Origin of the sequence: Turicibacter sp. (genome assembly GCF_017941855.1) — a bacterium.
GTDB lineage: Bacteria > Bacillota_I > Bacilli_A > MOL361 > Turicibacteraceae > Turicibacter > Turicibacter sanguinis.
The window spans coordinates 18,388-39,903 of record NZ_JAGAVR010000008.1 but is presented as its reverse complement, the minus strand read 5'-3'; the positions used below and the strand labels follow the sequence as shown (position 1 = coordinate 39,903).

The window sequence follows — 21,516 nt, the reverse complement described above, 5'->3', positions numbered from 1 at the left end:
AATGATATTCATAGTTAATATATAGTATCGTATGCTGACGTTATCTAAATGTTGATATAATTATTTCATTATATCATTATGTTCTATTTCGTTGTTTCAAAACAATATCTTCTGCCAATTCTAACAACTTTATGATGTCGTCATCCGCAATCTGATAACAAATATTCATTCCATTTTTAGAACATGTCACAATCCCAGACATTCTCATTAGTTTTAAATGTTGAGAGATATTAGGTTGCGAATAACCCACTGCTTCATTTAATTTATTTACACATAAAGGACGCTCACACAATACTTTTAAAATTTTATATCGCGTCGGATTCCCGATACATTTAAATAAATCAACAATCATCTCTTCTTTAGACATGTCTTCACATCCTTCTTTATCCTTTCCTTATTATATGGATATGCATCTCACAATCTCTCTAGCACTGTAGACTTTATAAAATCCTTTCACTTATCACCTATTTCTATTCACATCTTTAAAGCATTAAAATTAATCTTCATCCGTATACTCTAATATATCTCCAGGTTGGCAATTCAATTCCTTGCAAATCGCATTTAAAGTGGAGAATCGGATTGCTTTAACTTTACCTGTTTTTAAATTTGATAAATTAACAATAGATACACCTACTCGGTCTGCAAGTTCCGATAAATGCATTTTTCGATCTGCAAGCATCCGATCAAGTCTTGTTATAATGGCCATCATTCATTTCCTCCCTTAAAGTGTAGCATCATATTCTTCTTGTAACTGAAGTCCGTATTGAAAGACATGTGCTAATAGTAAAACTAACAACCCTTCCACAATGAGTGAGTTTTCAAAAATATTAAAGGTATAATTTACTTCAATTCCTGCATGATAAAGTGATTCTAAAATATTTAAATGATTTAGTGATAAATAATTTATAATGGCTTGTGTAGTTGAAAAGATAAGACTTCCGATTATAATTCCATATGCTAACTTTTTAACACATTTAATTATTTGTTTACTAAATGGATTATCTTCTAATACCCCAGCTAAAATCCCTCTAATTTGAACTATATTATATAACAAGACACTATTTCCAATTAATAATTCAATGACCGATAGCCATGACATATAATTATAGTTATCCAGATTTGAATTCATCACAAAGCTTAATCCATGATAAACAAAATTTGTTTCTAATTTTAAAGTATCAGGAATAGCTGGATTATTCATCAAAGTTCCAACTCCGACCATCGTGATAATCATTAGCGGACTAAGAATAATTAAAACCCAAAAACCAACCTTTAAAAATAAATCTAAATACTTAGCTAACTTCTTCATTACGCTCACCCCAAATTTTCTTTTCTCTTACACTAAAATTATATGTTTAAAATATTAAAAAGTTATCGTTTATCATTAAATTTTTAATATTTTTTTGTTTTAAGACATAAAAAAAATCGTTACGACTTGTAACGATTTTTTTCGATAAAGTTTAGAAACAGATTGTCGATTTAAATAAACATTCCTAAAATCGCTCCTGTTGTTAACGTAGCGATTGTTCCACAAATTAATGCTTTAAATCCTAATTTAGCAACTTCTTTTTTACGTGTTGGGGCGAAGGAATTGAATCCTCCAACTTGAATTCCAATTGATGAAATGTTAGCAAAGTTACATAATACAACAGCCAAAATAGCGTTTGTACGAGGTGATAATGCTCCCATAACATTAACCATGTCTCCATAAGCAACAAACTCATTGATACCAAACTTTGTTCCAACTAATGTAGCAAATGTGAAAGCCTCATTTGAGGGTACATGAAATAAATACGCAAATGGTAGGAAAACATATCCGAATAACTGTGAAAGATTTGTATCGAATAATCCTAAGAAGGCATTAATAACTGCAATTAATCCAACGAAGGCAATTAAACTTGCCCCTACATTTAAAGCTAATCCTAATCCATTTCCTGTTCCCTCAGAAATTGCTTCGAATAAACTATCAGATTCAGATCCGGATACTTCTGCATTTTCTGTTAATGATTGTTCCGTTTCAGGAACCATAATTTTAGAAACCATTAATGTACTAAATGGAACTGTAAATACAGCAATTAATAAGTATCTCATATCAATTCCCATTAATGCATATCCTGCTAAGATGCTAGCTGATGCTGAACCAAATCCTCCAACCATTACAGCAAACAATTCAGATTTTGTTAATTTTGGAAGATATGGTTTGATTAATAACGGAGACTCTGTTCCACTCAAGAAACAATTTCCAACAGCTGCAAATGTCTCAACATCTGTTGTTCCCATTAATTTGGCAACACTTTTTCCAACATATTTAACTAAAAATGGGATAACTTTTAAGAAATATAGAACTGAAATTAGAGCTGATGTAAAGACGATTAATGATAAGACATTAATTGCAAAAACGTAACTATCTGAAATTCCACCGAAAACGAAATTAACTCCTTCCATTCCCATTTGAACAATAGAATTTACACCCATTGCTAAATTTTCTAAAATCACTTGTCCAACTGGTACTTTAATAACGAAGAAAATCAAAATAATTTGTAATAATAATCCCATTACAACCGTTTGAACTTTAATACTTTTCTTATCTGTTGATAAAATAAATGCAATTCCTAGTAAACATACTAGTGCTAATATACTAAACAAAATATTCATGTTGCCCTCCACTTGATGTTATAAACTTCTAATTTCTTTTAATTTCTCTTCAATCATGGATAAAACTTTCATTTTATGTTCTTCATTATTCACATAGTCAAATTCATCGATATTAATTACAAGAACTTCACTTGCTTTATAATGCTCGTAAATCCATTGATCGTATCCTTTCCATAACTCATAATAGTAGGATACTAATCCTTCATCTAATTCATACTCACGCCCACGTTTTTTAATACGATTTAAAATAGTTTCGAAACTTCCCGATAAATAAATCATTAAATCTGGTGATTTTTTTGGAATTTCGTTTAATTCTTCCATCATATTATTTAAAAGACTCTCATATAAACTGAATTCTAAATCTGAAATACGACCTAAATCTTTATTAACTTTAGATAGTGATAGGTAAGACTTTGATGTTATCTCCATCTTTTCCCCCACTTCACACCGTACGTGAGAGTTTCCAGCTCATACAGCGTTCCAACAATTTTCAGTTATTATTTAAATAGTTAAATTTCCAACTTGTTCTCTTAAAGAATTAAGTTTCTCAAGACTTTTCTCGTTAAGTTTTAGTTTATGTAAGTATTTATTTATTGTTTCCTCTTTAGTTGCGTGTATCAATTTGTGTATATCTTCATTAACCCATATTAGGTTTTTATACGCATCCGTTCCTCCCTGTGATTTAGGAAGTTTATGATGACATTGCATATCGCATACGTTAAGAGGTTCTCCTGTCACACCACAATTACCTTTTTGTGCTATCATTAGTGATATTCTGTTGTCACTGTATTCAGTGGATTCACAATCTCTAACGTTGTTTAGTAGGTATCTGACTAGAAGATGATAATCGTTGTTTAACTTCTTATGCACTAACGCTCTACCTGTAACTGTATAGTTGCAAATCTCTTGAGTGAAGTTCATTGGTGGTGATGTAGATATTCCGTTGATAGGATATATACTTACATTACTAATTGTTCTTATCTTTCCTTTATACTTACCATAAAACTTTTTGAAAGCTTTGGAAGTTGAAGGTTTGTCAGAAATTACTTGTTTTAATCTGTTGTGTAAGGTTATTGATGTTAAGTAATTTATTTTATTGAAGTCTAAACTGACATTTGTTGCTATCTTATAGTAGTTGTGAACTCCTAGAATCATAGCATTTAGTTTGTTTACTTGTTTAGATTCATAATTACTTCTCATGTAGACTATCTGATGTTTTAATTTTGTAGTTACACTATCTTGTGCCTTTTCAGACATTCTACTTTGACATACATATTTCCCTTTCTTTGGTTTAGCCATTAGTTTGAAACCTAGAAATTCGGTATAATTTGTTTTGAGATTAGTAATTTTCGATTTATCTTCACTTATCTCTAAACTGAGTCTTTCTTTCAACCATTGTTTGGTTGCTATATATATCTTGTTAGCAGTTTCATAGTCTCTACAGAATATTTTAAAGTCATCTGCATACCTCACGAGCCATATCTCTTTTAAGTTAGTGGTTTTCATTGTTTTGTATTTGTTGGATTGGTCTACATATCCATTCTTTCTAATGCTTGTGTAGTCATGGTCTGTCTGAAATGATTCCCATTGACTACTTATCCACCAGTCAAGTTCATTAAGAACTATGTTAGAGAGAAGTGGCGATAAAATACCTCCCTGTGGAGTGCCTTTTGTTGGAACTCCAACAGTATCGATTTCTGATTTAAGAATTTTATCAATTATAGAGATTAGGTTTTTATCCTGTATTCCTAATTTCCACATTTGCTTCTTTAATTTACTGTGATTTACGTTATCAAAGAAACCTTTTATATCAATATCAACCACATAGTGAAGTTTGTTCATATTTATTAAAGACATACTTCTTGATATAGCATGATGTGTCGACCTATTCGGTCTGAATCCGTAACTGTGTTTGTGGAATTTGGCTTCACATATAGGTTCAAGAACTTGTTTGATACATTGTTGTACAATTCTGTCCCCCATACATGGTATCCCTAGAGGTCTCATTTTACCATTTGGTTTAGGGATTTCGACTCTTCTAACACTTTTAGGATGATAATTTCGGAACATATTTTGGATATGTTTTACAAACACATCTTGTGGCATATTACTGTAGAACGTTATGTCTCTGCCATCTGTTCCCTTAGTCATTGAACCTTTATTCTTTTTGATGTTTCTGTATGCTAATAAGATATTTTCTCTATTTGTAATTAACTCCATAAGTTTAGTGAAGTTTTTGTTTTCTAGAGACTCACTGTATAAGCTGTCAAAAACATCTTGTATATCGTAATACTCGTTGTTCCTGAGTTTCTGTTTCTTTAAGATTTTAGTTGTCAAGTCTGTCTCCTTATCTGAAATTCAATTTCAGATAGTTCTACAACATCTCTTAGTCTTACTCGAACCTTGATTAAAATTATTTAACTTCTAAAGTTTTAACTTCAAATTGTCTAGTGGCTATTGCTCATATTTCATTACAAAATATTTCATAGCTTCATGCCACCACTTTCACATGGATTAAAATAAGTTATAGTTGTTTAACATTTCCTTATTAATACTTCATAGTGAGTGAACACTCCATATTCCATGCTTCCCTTGTTCCATTATTGCTATCCTTACATCTATCCTTAGGTCGTTGGTCTGAGCCTTTTAGCTTGATAGTGCCTGTAACACTATATGGATTTTCATAACTTCGAGTCTTACTCACCCACACTAAAATCATACTTAGATGATACATCCCTTTCGAGAAGTTCTGGTTTTAGACCCTTACATTCCCAACTTCGTCAGCTCTATTTATAGCAAGCATCCTAACCATAGATAGTTTATGGACTCTAGAACCATATATTACTCGACTACCTCTAGTTCGCTTTTCGTGTTGTGATTTGTTTAACCACATCTTACGGTAATACCTAGTCCGTTTTAACGAGCTTTTAACACACCATTGTTCACTCAATGTTATGCTAATCGTAACTTTGAGAGAGCATTTCAAGGCGTTACCCTATCATTCTACTCTTCGCAATAATAGTTCTAATTATTAATCTATAATAATTAGGCTAGTTTTGTAGGAAACCCTCGCTTCCCTTTGTCTAGCAACAAGTCGCACCAAAATACCAATCTTCATAAATACTACGGTCTAGTACATTATTATCTTGTATTAAAGCCTCTTTAATACTTTTAAAACGAGTATTTAAAAACCATAACTGCAATAAAAATGGATATCGATTCGCTTGAATCTCTTCTTCTGTTGACGTATAAAATAACGGTAGAATCGGATTATCATCAACACTTTCAAAAAATACATCTGAATTGAAATGATCTGCAACAAGTGTGGCTAAGCTTGTTTTACCTGCACCAATCATCGCTCCAATAGTAATCAACATCGCTCACCTCTTCCTCTCTTTTAATCATAAAAAAAATTTTTCAAGAGTCCGACATTTTACGACATCTCAAAAAATACACAAAGACAATCTTAACATAAAATTTCTAAACGATATATCTTTTTTTTCGACCAATTTTCACCATAAAATATTATCCACAGCTTGTTAAAATTGAGATTAGGATAAATCACAATTTGTTTTTTCGTGAACTTTATTGCGTAAATTGAATGTATAAATTCGGCAAATTTCACTCTACTTGTATGAGATATTATAAGTACCTTTTAGGAAAATGCACACATTATCCACAGGAAAAATTATTATAATTTTAAAAAAGGATGATTGGTGATGATTGTATTATTAAAAAATTTACGTTTAATTAGTGTTTTAGGATCTTGTGCCAGTGTTTCTTTATTATTTGTGAACCTAGTTCTCATGCTATTCATTGAAAACACAGCTACTAAACTTCATTATAGCTGGGTTACCTTCTTTACTATTACATTCATCACACTTATATCAACACTAACTGGATATCTTCTGAATGAACGACGTCGCCGTCTTCGCAGAATTAAAAAAGTGCTAGATCAATGATTTAGTACTTTTTTAATTCTTTTAATGAATAATTTTATATCCTTATCACGTCATAGTAATATTGCATACATTAGTAGCGATAAAAATAGGTTTTTCTACTTTGATATCAAGTTCATTTAAAACGGTTAAGATTGGGTTTAGTTACTCTAAATTTAGATAATCTAAGAAATATTTCAAAGCATACTGTTAAATTTACTCCACCATACACGAGCTTTAGTGATGTTCTCGTATCAAGCATATTACCTAATCAATACATTCCGTACTAACATCCCCCTACGGTTCATATACAAGTTTCAACTACATACAACTTATCTATTTCTTAAGATGATATTAAGAATATCTTCACTTTTTCGGTAACTATTTCTTAAAATTTAACAGATATAATTCTTTCATCAACAAATCAAGGAGGATTATGATGCTAGAACTTCAAAATGTCACAAAGCGTTATGGTAAAAAAACAGTTTTAGATGATGTATCCATTCAATTTAAAAAGGGTGAAATTACTTGTTTACTGGGATTGAATGGTGTTGGAAAAAGTACAACGATGAAAGCAATTATGCGATTAGTTCCTATTTCAAAGGGGAAAATCCTAGTAGATGGAGAGCCTATTACACAACAAAACATTAATAAAATTGCTTATATTCCAGATATTCCAATTCATGATTTAGGATGGACGATTCCACAGAACTTAAGTTTTGCACAAGTCTTTTATAAAAACTTTAACCTCGAAAAAGCAGAACGTATGTTAAAGTTTTTCAAGGTTCCAACGGATAAAAAACTAAAAGAATTATCAAAAGGTAATTTAGCACGTTTTAATATCATTGTTGGGATGTGCCAAGACGCTCCTTATTTATTACTCGATGAACCTTTCAGTGGAATCGATGTTTTCACACGCCAGTCGTTTATCAATCTTTTAAAGTCAGAATTCTTAGAAGACGGTCAAACAGTCATTATTACGACGCATGAAATTGATGAAATTCAAGATATTGCTGATCATATCGTCTTGCTTGAAGACGGTCAAGTCTTTGCAAGCTTCTCAAAAGAAGAAGCTCAAAACGAAGGTTTAAGCATTGTGGATAAAATGCGAACTTTATATAGTGAGGTATAGTAACATGAAACTTTTAACTTTAATTGAAATCGAAGTCAAAAAAATTATTCCGTGGCTCATCTCATTATTTACCTTGATGACCGTTCTAACAGGAAGCCTCTTTTTCAAAGAAATTAGTGATTTAAAGAAAAAATTAATTCCTACTCTATTAGATAGCTCTATTGATGACTACGTCCAAAATAATGGTCATGTTACACTAGCATCAATACTCGATAATCAAATATTAATTATTGGAATCTTCATTCTTTTCGCTATCATCATCATCTGCCTAGGCCTTTATCTATGGTATAAAGAATGGATTGGTTCTTCAAAACGAATCTACATGTTGTTATCTTTAAAGGGACAAAGAACGTCTATTTTATTATCAAAATTAATCGTGATTATCCTATCAGTCTTTGTTTATTACGCCATCGTACTTTTAAATTTAGGTATTGGTTCACTACTCCTAAACACATTACTACCTGATGGACTTACCGGAAAACATTTAGTGCAAGGGGCCTTACTTCAATCACAATTCATCAATTTTGTACTTCCACTAACGATGACTGATTTTATCTATAAATTACTATTCGTTATATTAATGTTTGGTCTTATTTCTGTCTTTGTCTTAAGTGACCGATCAAAAAGAATATTTGGAATTATCTTCGGGATATTCTATGGAATTGCCAATATTGCAGTCTTCCTATATACTAAATCACTATTTTTATTTGTAGATGAGCGTTTCTTTGTAAACTTTGGATTTGTTCTAATTGGGACTGTCTTAAGTTACGGTATCAGCACTTGGCTACTAAATAAAAAAGTGTCAATTTAAAGAGGTGAAATGATGAAACTATATCATATGATCGGATTAACTACAGCTAGTCTTATTTCGTTAGGATCTCTGGCGTTCATGACAAATGTGAAACGGGTTGAATTAAATCAAGATTTTAAAATAGAAAATATTAGTGGGAATCTAAGTGAACTAGATGGAGTTGCACTTAAAGGAATTATTAAAACGGATCAATCAAATTACTCAAAAGTTTTACTTGAGAGTGACACTTTTCAAATGTCACCCACAACATATGATTATTTCTATTCAATGGATGATGAAAAGTTAGATAATAGAGAACTTTACAGAAATGCTCCTTGGGCTAAAACGTTTGAAAATGATGACTATGTTATCACAAGTCAGTTTGATACCTCATTCCCCTACTCAGCTGATGTGGCAACCAGTCGTCTAGCTGTTAAAAATAAAAAGACAAATCAAATTACAACGACTACTGTAGCGTTAAAGGAATTCTCATCCCAAGAAGGACGAGACAGTGAATATATTACAGACTATAACGGAACCTATTATTACATTTTAACAACTTACGGAAGAATGAATTCTAATTCTCGAATTCTTGTTTATACATTCAACCCTGATACATTACGTACAACTTTTAAATTCGAATTATCAAGTGATTATTCAGGAACTGCTACAACAGATGGAAAAATGTTATACATGACAGGATACCCAAGTCATTCAGATCAATTACAACTCCTGTCTTTAGATTTAGAAACCGAAGAACCAAAAACGATAGACTTGAACCTAAATATCTATCCAAATCAATTAATTGTTAAAAATAATAAGCTATATTTAATTTCAGATTCAGGAATTTATACGTATGATGCTTCAATCAGTTCTACTGAGGTCATAACACCAAGTTTTACAGAAGAACTTAATCAGTACGATTACTTCTGGATTGAACAGACCATTGCTCATGACAATAAATTATATATTCTTTATATAGCTTATAAACAAAGTCATTCAACTCAATATCTATCTATTTTAGATACAAATACAAATAAGATTAAGTTTGAAGGGAAAATTGCAGTTCGCAGTGATCAAGGTTTAATCGATAATTATACCTTAATTGCAAGATAGATATTTACAAATATTGGTAAATGTATTAAAATACCTTTAAAGAAAATTAAATATTCTTATCAAGAGCAGTGAAGGGACTACATTCAGAAATAATATTTTTATCCACCATAGGAAGATAGCTAAGGGTTCTGTTGCTCACCCCTTAGCGTGAATTTCTTGTCCTAAATCCCAGTAGATAAGAGAATGTTAATTAGCGCTATTAAGCACTAGAGGACGATTCTCTAGTGTTTTTTTGAGCTAAAAATAAAGGGGGAAAATATAATGGGTATTAAAGGAGAATCACGTCATGTAGCACCATTTAGAGCGGAGGTTGTAGGAAGCTTTTTACGACCAGATAGTATTAAGGAAGCCCGTAAATTACATCAGTCTGGATTTTTATCTGATGATGAGTTACGCGATATTGAGAATGATGAGATTAAAAAATTAGTTCAAAAACAAAAGGACGCAGGGTTACAGTTTGTAACTGATGGAGAATTTAGACGTGCTTGGTGGCACTTAGATTTCCTAGAAGGATTAGATGGCGTAACAAAGTATGAGGTAGAAGAAGGTTATCATTTTCATGATGTGGATACAAAGGCTGAAACAGTTTATGTATCTGGTAAATTAGATTTTACTAATCATCCTATGCTTGAAGATTTTAAGTTTTTAAAATCAATAGCAGGTGATCATGTTGCCAAAATGACGATTCCATCACCAAGTATGCTTTATATGGTAGGAGCACTTATTGACTCAAGATATAATGAAAATCCAGTTTATGAAAGTAATGAAGCATTACGTGCAGATATTGTGAAGACGTATCGCAAGGCGGTTGCAGCATTTTATGACTTAGGGTGTCGTTATTTGCAGTTAGATGATACGAGCTGGGGTGTGTTTGCGTCAAAAGAGTATCGTCAAGGTTACATTGATCAAGGAATTGATGTAGATGAGTTATGCTTTGATTGTGTAAATCTGATTAATGATATTATTGGGGATCGTCCTGATGATTTAAAAATTGGGCTTCATGTTTGTCATGGGAATTTCCGTTCTTCTTGGTTTTCATCAGGTGGTTATGAGCCTGTTGCCAAAATCTTATTTGGCAATGCGAAAGTAGATGCGTTCTTCCTTGAATATGATACAGACCGTAACGGTGATTTTGCTCCTTTGCGTTTCATCCAAGACCAATTTGTTGTTCTTGGACTTATTACAACGAAACATGCCGAACTTGAAAATCAAGATTTAATTATTGAAAGAATCAAAGAAGCATCTCAATATGTGGATATTAATAAGTTATGTTTAAGTCCGCAGTGTGGATTTGCCTCAACTGAAGAAGGAAATCTTATTACACATGAGGATCAGTGGAACAAATTAAAACTAGTTGTGGATAGTGCGAACAAAGTTTGGGGAAATCTCAACCTAGCTTAGCCAGGTTCCTCTTTTAAGTGCATAAATAAAAATAACACTTTTCTGATTATTTGTGGTTAATAAGAAAAGTGTTATTTAATTTAATTGAATAATTTGTCGGATTTAGTAGAAACTATAAGTAGTGGTTGGTGATCCAACCCATATACTAAAGTTCCTCCTTTTTATAGCTCTACACTCCTATTTCTAAACCATGACTGCCGTGAGGCACTCATGGTTTTTTATATCTTTGATAAATACCTCATAAAAAAATGCGTCTCTATTAAAAGGACGCATTTTTATTTAATATTCTTAAATCAATTAATTCAATTGTTTTCCTTCATAAAGACTGCAGAATTTTTCAAATTGTGGATTAATCCATGTTTCTTCTTTATAATTGGTGTACGATAAAACAATGGATTTGAATGTGTTTATTTCACAACTTTCATCAATTTCTAATCCTCTTTGGCCTTTAAATATTCCACCAGGAATTAAATTAATATCTGTATAGTTAACTGTTTTAATATAAGCCCCGTCACCAAAGTCAATACTTTCTTTTATTTTAACCGGACTATTGTCTTTATCCCATGCGACAAAGGCTACAACAACATCTTTAATCTTTACAGACGTCTTATTTTTAATCATCGCCTGTAACATATCAGGATATAGATGCTTGCATTGTTTATCTCTAACAATATGTTTTGTTTTAATAATTGTTACAGGTAATTGCATTAATAAATTATCAAATGATGATTGTACTAATGTAGTTTCTTCTAAATCTGGTCTGTTTTTTTCAAAAATTATATTTTTAAAATTAAAATTTGGAATCCTGGTACTACATTTGATTGCGGATCCCCATCCATTTATCATAGTAAAAATATTCAAAAATAACCCACCTATTCTCTTCAATTCTGTTACCCATTGATAATTTTACCATGATTAATAATTTTTTCTTATAAAAATATATAATTTTACCATTTTATCATATTGTTACTATTTATAATACTAATTTGCACCAAAAAGAAAACATAGATGATTCTGTTTATATTTTATCATCTGCCATTGCTTGCTCATGTTGATTCATGATTTGATAGGCATCTCGTTTTTTAGATGTTAATAAAAGAAATAACACTTCAATGACAGTCATCGCAGATATGCGAGAGAAACAGTATTCATTGAAGAATAGACGCTCTCTTGAGAACGTGGTAATGTGATAATCACAAAGAACAGCAATTGGAGAATTATCATGATTCGTAATTCCAACGACTTTAATATTGTGTTTTTTAGCTGCATCAATAAGAGTCACTAAATCTTTTGAAGCTCCTGAATTTGAAATGACAATAATAATATCTTGCTCTGTTAACGTATAAGTAAGTGCAAGTTGTGTTTCATGAATTGGCGTGGCAACCGCACTAATTCCAATTTGATTAAATTTGTAAGCTGCATCAAGTGCAACAGGAATCGTATTTCCAACAGCGGCAAATTGTACAACTCTTGCTTTTTCTAATAAATCAAGGACCGATTCAACCGTTTTTTCATCCATCAAAGAAATCGTTTGAGTTAGCTCATCTACTTTATTATCTAAAATATTTTTTAGTGATTGTTTTAAATTACTTACATTCAAATCATTTGAATTAACTGAACCTGAATTCATCATTTGTTTTGCAATATTCATCTTTAAATCATGAAATCCTTTATATCCGCACTTTTTACAAAAACGGATAATGGTTGCTTCACTAGCTCCACTCGCAGATGCTAAAGAAGAAACGGTCATCTCAATGACTTGTTCCTGGTTGTTTAAAATATATGTTGCTATTTTTTTCTCTGCTTCATATAAATCATCATACACCGCAAAAATTTTATCTAACACATTTTTAGTCATGAAGTAAAACTCCTTATTTTTCAAATGGATATTTAATTCCCCATTGATTTCTGACATCAGTCATAATATCCATCACATCTACTGATAACTGAAGAACATCATCTCCACCGTTATTTAAAATATAGTTTTCCATATCTAAGATTTCATATTCAAGCGCCTTTGCCTCGACTCCCGCTTCAACAACCTCTGTTGTTCCATCAAGATACGTAATCATGGCACGTGTTGCACGTGGGAAGTTATCAACTGTTATAAATCCTAAATCTCCTGCTACCACACCACGCTTTGGCATCTTAGCACGCATCGTTAATGTCACGACCGCCATCTCATCTGCATCATTTTTCAAAATGATTCCTGATTGCTCGTCTACACCTGTCTCAAACTTTTTAACTGTCGTTAACACTTCATGAGGTTGTGCTGATAAGAAGAAACGAGCAAATGATAAAGCATACGTTCCAATATCAAGTAATGCCCCCCCTGCAAGATCTGGGCTAAAGAAACGATTCGTCACATCATACTCCTTACAACTCCCAAAAGATACATTGACCATTTTTAAAGTTCCTAATTTTCCGGTCTGTACAACTTGTTTCAGTTTTTCATAAAGAGGCATATGGTAAATCGTCATCGCTTCTGAAACAACTAAATTTTTAGTGGCTGCCAACTCAGTAATTTCTTTTAACTCTGAGCTACTCACCGTAATGGCCTTCTCACATAGCACATGCTTATTTTGGTGAAGACTTTTCATAATATATTCATAGTGATTACAATGAGGGGTTGAAATATAGACAACATCCACATTTGAATCTGCTAATAGTTCGTCATAACTTCCATAAGCTTTTTGTACCTGATATTTTTTAGCAAACGCTTCTGCTTTTTCTAACGTCCTTGATCCAACGGCATAAATTTCTCCATGTACATTTAGTAAGGCTTGTGCAAACTCAGTTGCAATTAATCCTGGTCCTAAAATTGCCCAATTTAATTTTTTCATTTTAACACTCCTTTGCCATTAATTGATCCACAATTAAAACCTTAGTCACTTCTTTTGTAAATAATGATGTCCCAATCACACCACAGATTTCATTTAACTTTACATTTAACTCTTTAATATCTGATACTTGAGAAAACGTCACATCCATTAGATAATGACCATTCTCCGTAATCGTAAATCCATCTTTTGCACTTGAATGACGCATCACTGGAACGCCTCCAAGTTTTAAAACCTCGTATTGAACATAAGAAATCGCTGATTCAAGTACTTCAAGAACTACTGGATGCTTAAACGTTAAAACCTCACTAAACTTCGTTTCATCAATTAACAGTACGTAGTCTTTTGACATCGATGCGATTAATTTTTCACGTGTATGAATGCCACCGCCACTCTTTAAAGCATTAAAATTAGCATCTACTTCATCACACCCATCAAAAGCAATATCAATTTGATGAATTGCCATAGGATCAAGGACGGTTAATTCCTTTTCAAGACAGAGCATTTTAGTTTTTACAGAAGGCGTTACAATTTGAACGTTCAATTTATTTTCCTTAATTTCATCAATTAAATAACTAATCGTACTTCCACCACCAAGTCCGATAACCCCTGACTTAGGAATTAGCTTCAATGCTTCTTTAGCACATTTTTGTTTAATATCCACTTTCATTCCTCCCTTAACTTAACTTTATCATAATATGATAGTATAATTTCGTCAATATAATTATAACGAAATTAATTTTCTTAGATAAAAAAATGACTTCTTAATAGAAGTCATTTCTTAATAAATCCATCACCATAGCACTTCGATAATTCCCTTCTGGATCAAGCCAAACATCACGTTTAACTCCTACTACCTTAAAACCAACTTTTTGATAAAGATGTTGTGCTCGTTTATTTTCAAGTAACGTATCAAGCTCAATACGATGAAGCTCATACGTCCTAAAAAGATAATTAATAAAACCTCGAAGCGCTTCTTCTCCATATCCTTTTCCTTGTTCGCTAAGCTCACATATCTTAATTCCGATTTCGCAACTTTTATTCGTAAGATCTAAATTATGAAAGGATAGTTCTCCAATTGAAAAACCATCATTTTTCACAATCATAAATCTTTTACTTGTTGGTTGAATATCCTCTTTTTGAATTTCAAGTTCTGTTCTTAACTTTTCAATATTTGTTCTAATCCCATTGGGAAAGCCAACATGTTGCATCAGTTCACCAGTCGCCCACCATACCACAAGTGTTTCCACATCAGTAACCGTTGCTTCTCTAATATAAAGATGCTTCAATTTAATCATCTAATCCCCCCTTGATTAAGTTCATTATACTCTGTTTAAAATAAAAAAAAGTGCCTTACATGGCACTTTGAGAAATTTTTTTATGGCACGTCATATTTGTTGTATCTGGATTAACATGCACCATACAATGTTTGACGTGTTCAAATTTAGATTCAATAGCATCATGTACATTTTGTGCAATATCATGAGCTTCATTAAGTGTTAGATTTCCATCTACACTAATTTCAACATCAACATAAATTTTATTTCCAAATAATCGTGTTTTAATTTCATCTATATTAATAACACCTGATTGAGCTTTTATTAACTTAATCATTTCATTAATGGTTTCATCATCACAGGCTTTATCCGTCAATTTATCCACAGCATCGCGTCCGATTTCAAAAGCTGCTTTTAAAATAAATAAACAAATAATAACTGAGGCGATTGGATCAAGGATTGGAAATCCAAGTCTGGCTCCAAAGATTCCAATAAAGCTTCCAACCGATGATAAAGCATCTGAACGGTGATGCCATGCATCTGCCATTAAAGAGCTCGAATTAATTTTTTTAGCAGCGTGTCTTGTATACCAAAACATCCATTCTTTAAAGGCGATTGAAATAACTGCCGCAACAAGTGCAATAGCTCCCGGAATCGCTAAGTTTCCATAATTTCCTTGAAGAATTTTGTTTATTCCTTCTATTCCAATTCCAACACCGGTTGCAAATAAAATGGCTGCTAAAAATAATGCTGCAATACATTCTAAACGTTCATGACCATAAGGATGATCTTTATCTGAACCTTTACTTGAGAAGTTGTATCCAATAATAACAACAAATGTAGAAATAACATCTGATGCTGAATGAACCGCATCTGAAATCATAGCTCCTGAATTAGCTACAATACCAGCAAGTAATTTAATAACAGAAAGTGCAATATTTCCAATGATTGAGACGGCTGATACTCGCATAGCAATTTGTTTATCAGTTTTTTTCTTCATACTTAATCCTCCCATAGTTTCGTTCTCATAACCCTCACTACTATGGTTTTACGAGCAAAATGTCTCACAAGGACATAAAAAAACATCCGTGAAACATTTTACTGTCCCACAGATGTTAATTATCATCAATATGAATAATTAAATCTGCTGTTGCTAAGCAACCCGGCCACACGACTTAGTCGCTGCCTGTTCAGTTTGTACTGTAGATTTATATGCAGTGCAAAGAGTTATATTAATATATTAATCAAATTGAGTTTATTTGTGAATATAAAAACTGATATTTTATCAATTAAATACTCTAATTGATAATGAAAATTAATTTAAATATTTTAGACGGAACCTAATTGAATATAAAAAAGGAGATATATCATCGCGATATATCTCCTTTTTACTACATTAAAGAAAACTAAAAGCCATTGTTTCTAAATGAAACGTACTAGTATCAGCTAGATTTAGTAGCATTAACTTTAGCATTATCTTTATATAAAGCCTGGTTAGTTAAATGACTACAACGCTTCATTGTTAATTGTTTTAAATTATGTAACTCTCCAGGTGCTAGCTTCATATAAGCCGCCTCCTTTAAGAATATGTTACATGACTAATTTCTGTATTTTATATAATTTTTATTCAAAAAATTAAGATAAATAATGATTAAATGTTTGAATTAAATACTCAATCATTGCATTATCGATATTTTGAATAGTGCGAAGTTCACGAAGTGGTGTATCCTGAATTAGCTCAAGATTGAAGTCTATCTCCTGCCCTACATTAGAAATATCAATCTGTTTAGCTAAGGATTCAATAATAGGTCTTAATGTTTCATGCTTCATTAAGTCACCAAACGTTGTATTTGCTGTGACTTTAAATGGTAACTCCACTGTGCTTTGGACTTTAATGACATCTTTTAAAACAATCTCTCTTGAAGATTTTCCAATTAAAATTTCATACTCACCAGTGCCTACATACCAATCTGAAATAGTTTCATTATACCAAGCAAAAGCTCGTTTATCGAGTGTCATCTGAACTTCTTTTGTCTCTCCCGCTTGTAACTCAACTTTCACAAAATCTTTTAACTCTTTTATAGGACGAATTGTCAGATGAGTTAAATCACTCACATAAAGTTGAACCACTTCTTTTCCTGCTACCGCTCCTGTATTCGTGATTTTCAAGCTAACAACAAGTTCATCCGTATCTAACATTTCTTTTCGACTTAAAACTAAATCATGATATTCAAATGTTGTATAACTTAATCCATATCCAAATGGGAATAAAACATTCATTTCTTTTTTATCGTAATATCGATATCCTACAAAAATTCCCTCGCGATAATGAATTAAATCATCCACAACTTGATAATTTAAATATGATGGATTATCTGAAAGCTTTAAGGGGAATGTTTCGGCTAACTTTCCACTTGGATTTACGCGCCCAAACAACAAATCAATTGTCGCCAATCCAACCGCTTGACCAGCTAAATACATCTCAAGAACCCCTTTAACATCATGAATCCATGGCATCTCGACTGGTGATCCATTATGTAACACGACAACCGTATTTGGTTGAACCTTCACTACTTCTTTAATCAATTCATTTTGACAATTTGGAAGTTGCATATGTGTCCGGTCATAACCCTCTGACTCAAAAAAATCGGGTAATCCAGCAAAAATCACAGCCACTTCTGAAGATTTAGCAACTTGAATCGCTTCTTGAACTAACTCTTCATTGATTTGATCGACGTCTAACTCATATCCCTGTGCATAACTTACCGACGTCACATTTGACACCGCTTCGAGTGCACTACTAACTTTATACGTATTAATATGCGAGCTTCCCCCTCCTTGAAAACGAGGACTCTTAGCAAACGCCCCAATAAAAGCAATCTTGGCCTCTTTATTTAGTGGTAAAACCCCATCATTCTTTAACAACACCGCACTCTGCGTTGCAATCTTTCTTGCTGCTTCATGATGCACATCTCGATTAAAAATAGCATCCTGTCGGTTATCCACAAATTCAAAAATCTTCGTTACAATTCGCTCAACAGCCTCATCTAAAGTCGTTTCATCTAATATCCCTTTATTAATAGCTTCAATAATCAATTTATCATTTGTTCCATGACTTCCTGGCATTTCTAAATCAAGACCTGCTTTTAATCCTTCTACTCGATTATTAACAGCTCCCCAATCACTCATCACATATCCGTCAAATTCCCACTCATGTCTTAAAATATCTGTTAATAGCTTTTTATTTTCAGAAGCAAAGACTTCATTAATTCGATTATAAGAACACATCACTGCCCATGGTTTTCCTACTTTAACAGCATTCTCAAAACTAGCTAAGTAAATTTCCCTCCACGTTCTCTCATCTATTTGAGCGCTTGCTGTCATACGGCGTGACTCTTGGTTATTAGCAGCAAAGTGCTTCAAACTTGTTCCAACACCCTGACTTTGAACACCTTGAATATAATTACAAGCCATCTCTGATGACAAATACGGGTCTTCTGAGAAATATTCAAAATTTCGTCCACATAAGGGAGAACGTTTAATATTCACCGCTGGACCTAACAAGATTGAAACATTTTCTGCTTGGCATTCCTCACCAAGTAAAATACCAAGATTATAGAGTAAATCGCGGTCAAATGAACAGGCTGTTGCACACCCGGCTGGAAAACAAACTGCCTTAATACTGTCATTTACATCACTTGCGCCATCTTTTTGTTTACGTAACCCATGTGGGCCATCACTAACCATCACCTTGGGAATTCCTAATCGTTCAACTGATTTTAAACGCCAAAAATCAAGTCCTGAACACATTCCTGCTTTCTCTTGGAGAGTCATTTGATTAATAAGTTGTTTTATATCCCTCATTTTCAATCCTCCTTCATCTCATGAAATTATATTCAAGTATGCCTGTGATTATTTAATTTAATTTTAAGGTTCTTATGTTATTTTTAGGTTAACATCTAAACTATTGGAGGTATTTTTATGAAAGATTATAAGGAAGATATTTCAAATGAATCACTAGCTATGACACATGAGGGAGCAGATGAAACAACTCATGAGATGATAAATCAAGTAACCATTCAATCCACTTTAAAAACAGAGATAAAAAACATACTAAACAACTGTCGAAGCAATAATCGTTCACTAATATTTAGTTTTTTAGCAGTGGCTATCATTTCATGTCTCTTAACTTTCTCAGTCTCACAACTATTTAACTACGCCTATCTAAGTACAGTCTCCACTAAGCAATCTTATAGCCCTATGATTCGTATAGAAACTTCACCTAAAAATACATCTCAAAATCAATCTTCAACCCCAGCAAACAATGAAGAGCTAACTCAAAGTGAAATTGAACAATTATTAAAATATTATTTTGATGCATCAACTAACAAAGAAAATGCCCTATAAAAACAAAGCATGGAGGCCTAAACCTCCATGCTTTGTTTTAATTTAAATTTCTTTATTTCCTCGAATGTTCCAAACTCACATAATAATAACGATGTAATTTTCCCACTAAACGGCACAAAAGCTTCTGCAATAACCGGTAATGACCTTAATACAGCCTCTTCTTCATCCAAAACAAGGGTTGCATGAGGAACCCAATTATTAGATTTAGCAGTATAATTATATCCCATCTGTCCACAATACTCTTCAAAGCGTTCATGAATTTTATCATGAAACTCTATTAACTGTTTAGAAACATAGGGTGCTAAAAAAGAAACTTTTAATGAAAATAAACCAAGATGATTAAAATTAATCTGAATCTCTTCTTGATTTTCACATACTTCTTCAAGCCAATGGCATAACAAATTTAGATCCACATTCGTCCAAGAACCAAACGTTAAGTGTGGACACATTGAAGAAGATGGAACTTCATGATTTGATAACTCTCGATGAATATTTTGAATTTGTTCATTAGTTACTTCATCAAATAAGCCAATGAGATAGTAAATTTTATCATCCATTACAGTCACCTCCTCAGTCATTCAACTTCTAATTGATTCGAAAATGAATGGTTGCACGTCATCACCCAAAAGCTCAAGCGCCCACTCTAAAACAGACATCTTCGCTATAATGTTTCCCGTTCTAAACGTATAAATACATCTTGCCATATCAAACAGCTACTCTAACGAATACAAACTTTAATTCATCTTCAAATGAAATTCAACATCTTGTTTAACCTCATCCTCAGTTTTATTTAAAAGCATTTTACCTTAAAATTCTGTAGAGCTACCAATCGATGATAACTATGAAAATTCGTCTACGTAGTACTGAGAACCCATCCCCATTTCACCAAGAACTACTTGGTTTTAACTAGACTGTTACACTGTTATTTTAGGTATACATTCGAATGTTTATTCTATTTACTAATTCTCTAAAACATGACATACTTTTATTTATAAAATGGAAAAGGAGCATATCTATGAACCAAAGAATTCAAATTAAAGATACGACTTTATCACTTTGCCCGATTGGTTTTGGAACAGCAAATGCAGGTGTTGCCTGGGATAGCGAAGAAGCATTCAAAATGTTAGATTTATATGTTGAATTGGGTGGAAATGTCATCGATACAGCTCGTATTTATAACGACTGGATTGATGGCGAAATCGGACGTTCAGAACGAGTAATCGGCGAATGGATTAAATATCGTGGTGGTCATGATGATTTAGTAATTGTCACAAAAGGTGGACATCCCCCTCTTGAAAACATGCAAACATCACGTCTATCTAAAGAAGATATGACTTACGATTTAAATAAAAGTTTAGACGCACTTGAAATCGACTGTATCGACCTTTACTTCTATCATCGTGATGATGTAAATCGTCCCGTATCAGAACTCATTGAAACGATGCAAGACTTCGTCCGTGATGGAAAAATCAAATACTATGGTTGCTCGAACTGGTCAACTGCCCGTATGAAAGAAGCCATGGACTATGCAAAGTCTAAAGGATATCGCGGATTTGTAGCCAACCAAGCCCTTTATAACATTGGCTCAATTCATATGAAACCTTATGCAGATGAAACAATGGTTACAATGGACGAAGAAATGTTAGAGTTCCATCGAACATCAGATGTATTAGCGATGCCTTATTTTAGTTTATGTAGCGGATTCTTTACAAAATTAGCAACGCTTGGCGAGGGTGCCGTTAAAGACAGCCCTTATTATACTGAGAAAAACTTAGAGCTAGCTAAACTTATTAACCAATTAGCCGAAGAACGAAACATTAGTCTGACTCAGGTTATCATGGGATTTTTATTAACACAAGATCAACCGATGTGTGCACTAGCAGGTGCAAGTCGTGAATCACAACTTAAAGATTTCATGAAAACATTAGAATTAGTGTAAACAAAAAAACTGATAGAATCC

General features: G+C 32.7%; 22 protein-coding genes and 1 riboswitch. Of the genes, 6 read left to right on the top strand and 16 right to left on the bottom strand.

From position 1 onward, the window contains the following. Positions 1-76: 76 nt before the first annotated feature. From J6D32_RS01185 to J6D32_RS01155, 7 genes are all read right to left on the bottom strand, one after another. Positions 77-367 (bottom strand): ArsR/SmtB family transcription factor, encoded by a 291-nt coding sequence (locus tag J6D32_RS01185; RefSeq protein ID WP_006783955.1) that lies wholly within the window; start codon positions 365-367, stop codon positions 77-79. Between the two features lie 129 nt (positions 368-496). Continuing rightward, on the bottom strand, positions 497-709 hold the full coding sequence (locus J6D32_RS01180) for a helix-turn-helix domain-containing protein (RefSeq protein ID WP_006783954.1): 213 nt from the start codon (positions 707-709) through the stop codon (positions 497-499). Positions 710-721: 12 nt separating this feature from the next. Next, positions 722-1,309, bottom strand: a complete 588-nt coding sequence (locus J6D32_RS01175) for a DUF2975 domain-containing protein (RefSeq protein WP_006783953.1) — start codon at positions 1,307-1,309, stop codon at positions 722-724. Positions 1,310-1,479: 170 nt separating this feature from the next. After that, a complete protein-coding gene (locus tag J6D32_RS01170) occupies positions 1,480-2,655 on the bottom strand; it encodes a NupC/NupG family nucleoside CNT transporter (RefSeq protein ID WP_009607095.1) in 1,176 nt (391 codons plus the stop codon). 18 nt (positions 2,656-2,673) lie between these two features. After that, on the bottom strand, positions 2,674-3,084 hold the full coding sequence (locus J6D32_RS01165; RefSeq protein ID WP_006783951.1) for a deoxynucleoside kinase: 411 nt from the start codon (positions 3,082-3,084) through the stop codon (positions 2,674-2,676). A 72-nt stretch (positions 3,085-3,156) separates the two neighbouring features. Continuing rightward, complete coding sequence (gene ltrA / locus J6D32_RS01160) at positions 3,157-4,992, bottom strand: group II intron reverse transcriptase/maturase (protein WP_287467188.1); 1,836 nt, start codon at positions 4,990-4,992, stop codon at positions 3,157-3,159. Between the two features lie 746 nt (positions 4,993-5,738). Next, positions 5,739-6,032 (bottom strand): deoxynucleoside kinase, encoded by a 294-nt coding sequence (locus tag J6D32_RS01155; protein WP_006783949.1) that lies wholly within the window; start codon positions 6,030-6,032, stop codon positions 5,739-5,741. A 1,000-nt stretch (positions 6,033-7,032) separates the two neighbouring features. On the opposite strand from J6D32_RS01155, the gene J6D32_RS01150 reads away from it, so the two are divergent. From J6D32_RS01150 to J6D32_RS01135, 4 genes are all read left to right on the top strand, one after another. Further along, positions 7,033-7,725 (top strand): ABC transporter ATP-binding protein, encoded by a 693-nt coding sequence (locus J6D32_RS01150; protein ID WP_006783948.1) that lies wholly within the window; start codon positions 7,033-7,035, stop codon positions 7,723-7,725. Positions 7,726-7,729: 4 nt separating this feature from the next. Next, the gene (locus J6D32_RS01145; protein ID WP_006783947.1) at positions 7,730-8,536 is read left to right on the top strand and encodes a hypothetical protein; all 807 of its coding nucleotides are present in this window, start codon (positions 7,730-7,732) and stop codon (positions 8,534-8,536) included. Positions 8,537-8,548: 12 nt separating this feature from the next. Then, positions 8,549-9,631, top strand: a complete 1,083-nt coding sequence (locus tag J6D32_RS01140) for a hypothetical protein (RefSeq protein WP_040763802.1) — start codon at positions 8,549-8,551, stop codon at positions 9,629-9,631. A gap of 261 nt (positions 9,632-9,892) precedes the next feature. Further along, entirely contained in the window at positions 9,893-11,032 is a 1,140-nt protein-coding gene (locus J6D32_RS01135) for a 5-methyltetrahydropteroyltriglutamate--homocysteine S-methyltransferase (protein WP_006783945.1), read from the top strand. A 297-nt stretch (positions 11,033-11,329) separates the two neighbouring features. Here J6D32_RS01135 and J6D32_RS01130 read toward each other — a convergent pair whose 3' ends face one another. From J6D32_RS01130 to J6D32_RS01095, 8 genes are all read right to left on the bottom strand, one after another. Continuing rightward, positions 11,330-11,740, bottom strand: a complete 411-nt coding sequence (locus tag J6D32_RS01130) for a DUF5780 domain-containing protein (RefSeq protein WP_040763804.1) — start codon at positions 11,738-11,740, stop codon at positions 11,330-11,332. A 310-nt stretch (positions 11,741-12,050) separates the two neighbouring features. After that, positions 12,051-12,890 carry a MurR/RpiR family transcriptional regulator gene (locus J6D32_RS01125; protein ID WP_006783944.1) on the bottom strand — a complete coding sequence of 280 codons (840 nt, stop codon included), beginning with the start codon at positions 12,888-12,890 and terminating at the stop codon, positions 12,051-12,053. Between the two features lie 13 nt (positions 12,891-12,903). Beyond that, on the bottom strand, positions 12,904-13,875 hold the full coding sequence (locus tag J6D32_RS01120) for a Gfo/Idh/MocA family protein (RefSeq protein ID WP_006783943.1): 972 nt from the start codon (positions 13,873-13,875) through the stop codon (positions 12,904-12,906). A 1-nt stretch (position 13,876) separates the two neighbouring features. Continuing rightward, positions 13,877-14,542, bottom strand: coding sequence for a ribose 5-phosphate isomerase A (gene rpiA / locus J6D32_RS01115; RefSeq protein WP_050775603.1), 666 nt, complete (start codon positions 14,540-14,542; stop codon positions 13,877-13,879). 94 nt (positions 14,543-14,636) lie between these two features. Continuing rightward, the gene (locus J6D32_RS01110) at positions 14,637-15,170 is read right to left on the bottom strand and encodes a GNAT family N-acetyltransferase (RefSeq protein WP_006783941.1); all 534 of its coding nucleotides are present in this window, start codon (positions 15,168-15,170) and stop codon (positions 14,637-14,639) included. Between the two features lie 55 nt (positions 15,171-15,225). After that, positions 15,226-16,149, bottom strand: a complete 924-nt coding sequence (locus J6D32_RS01105) for a cation diffusion facilitator family transporter (protein ID WP_006783940.1) — start codon at positions 16,147-16,149, stop codon at positions 15,226-15,228. Positions 16,150-16,248: 99 nt separating this feature from the next. Beyond that, positions 16,249-16,353: riboswitch (NiCo riboswitch) on the bottom strand. A gap of 238 nt (positions 16,354-16,591) precedes the next feature. After that, positions 16,592-16,714 (bottom strand): hypothetical protein, encoded by a 123-nt coding sequence (locus tag J6D32_RS01100; protein WP_006783939.1) that lies wholly within the window; start codon positions 16,712-16,714, stop codon positions 16,592-16,594. A gap of 70 nt (positions 16,715-16,784) precedes the next feature. After that, the gene (locus J6D32_RS01095) at positions 16,785-19,013 is read right to left on the bottom strand and encodes a beta-glucosidase family protein (RefSeq protein ID WP_287467187.1); all 2,229 of its coding nucleotides are present in this window, start codon (positions 19,011-19,013) and stop codon (positions 16,785-16,787) included. Positions 19,014-19,130: 117 nt separating this feature from the next. Here J6D32_RS01095 and J6D32_RS01090 point away from each other — a divergent pair, with 117 nt between their 5' ends. Beyond that, positions 19,131-19,556 (top strand): hypothetical protein, encoded by a 426-nt coding sequence (locus J6D32_RS01090; RefSeq protein ID WP_006783937.1) that lies wholly within the window; start codon positions 19,131-19,133, stop codon positions 19,554-19,556. 17 nt (positions 19,557-19,573) lie between these two features. On the opposite strand, the gene J6D32_RS01085 is transcribed toward J6D32_RS01090, so the two are convergent. Further along, on the bottom strand, positions 19,574-20,113 hold the full coding sequence (locus J6D32_RS01085; protein WP_006783936.1) for a 2'-5' RNA ligase family protein: 540 nt from the start codon (positions 20,111-20,113) through the stop codon (positions 19,574-19,576). Positions 20,114-20,571: 458 nt separating this feature from the next. Between J6D32_RS01085 and J6D32_RS01080 the strand changes: the two genes are divergently transcribed. Further along, positions 20,572-21,495 (top strand): aldo/keto reductase, encoded by a 924-nt coding sequence (locus J6D32_RS01080; protein WP_006783935.1) that lies wholly within the window; start codon positions 20,572-20,574, stop codon positions 21,493-21,495. Positions 21,496-21,516: the final 21 nt, after the last annotated feature.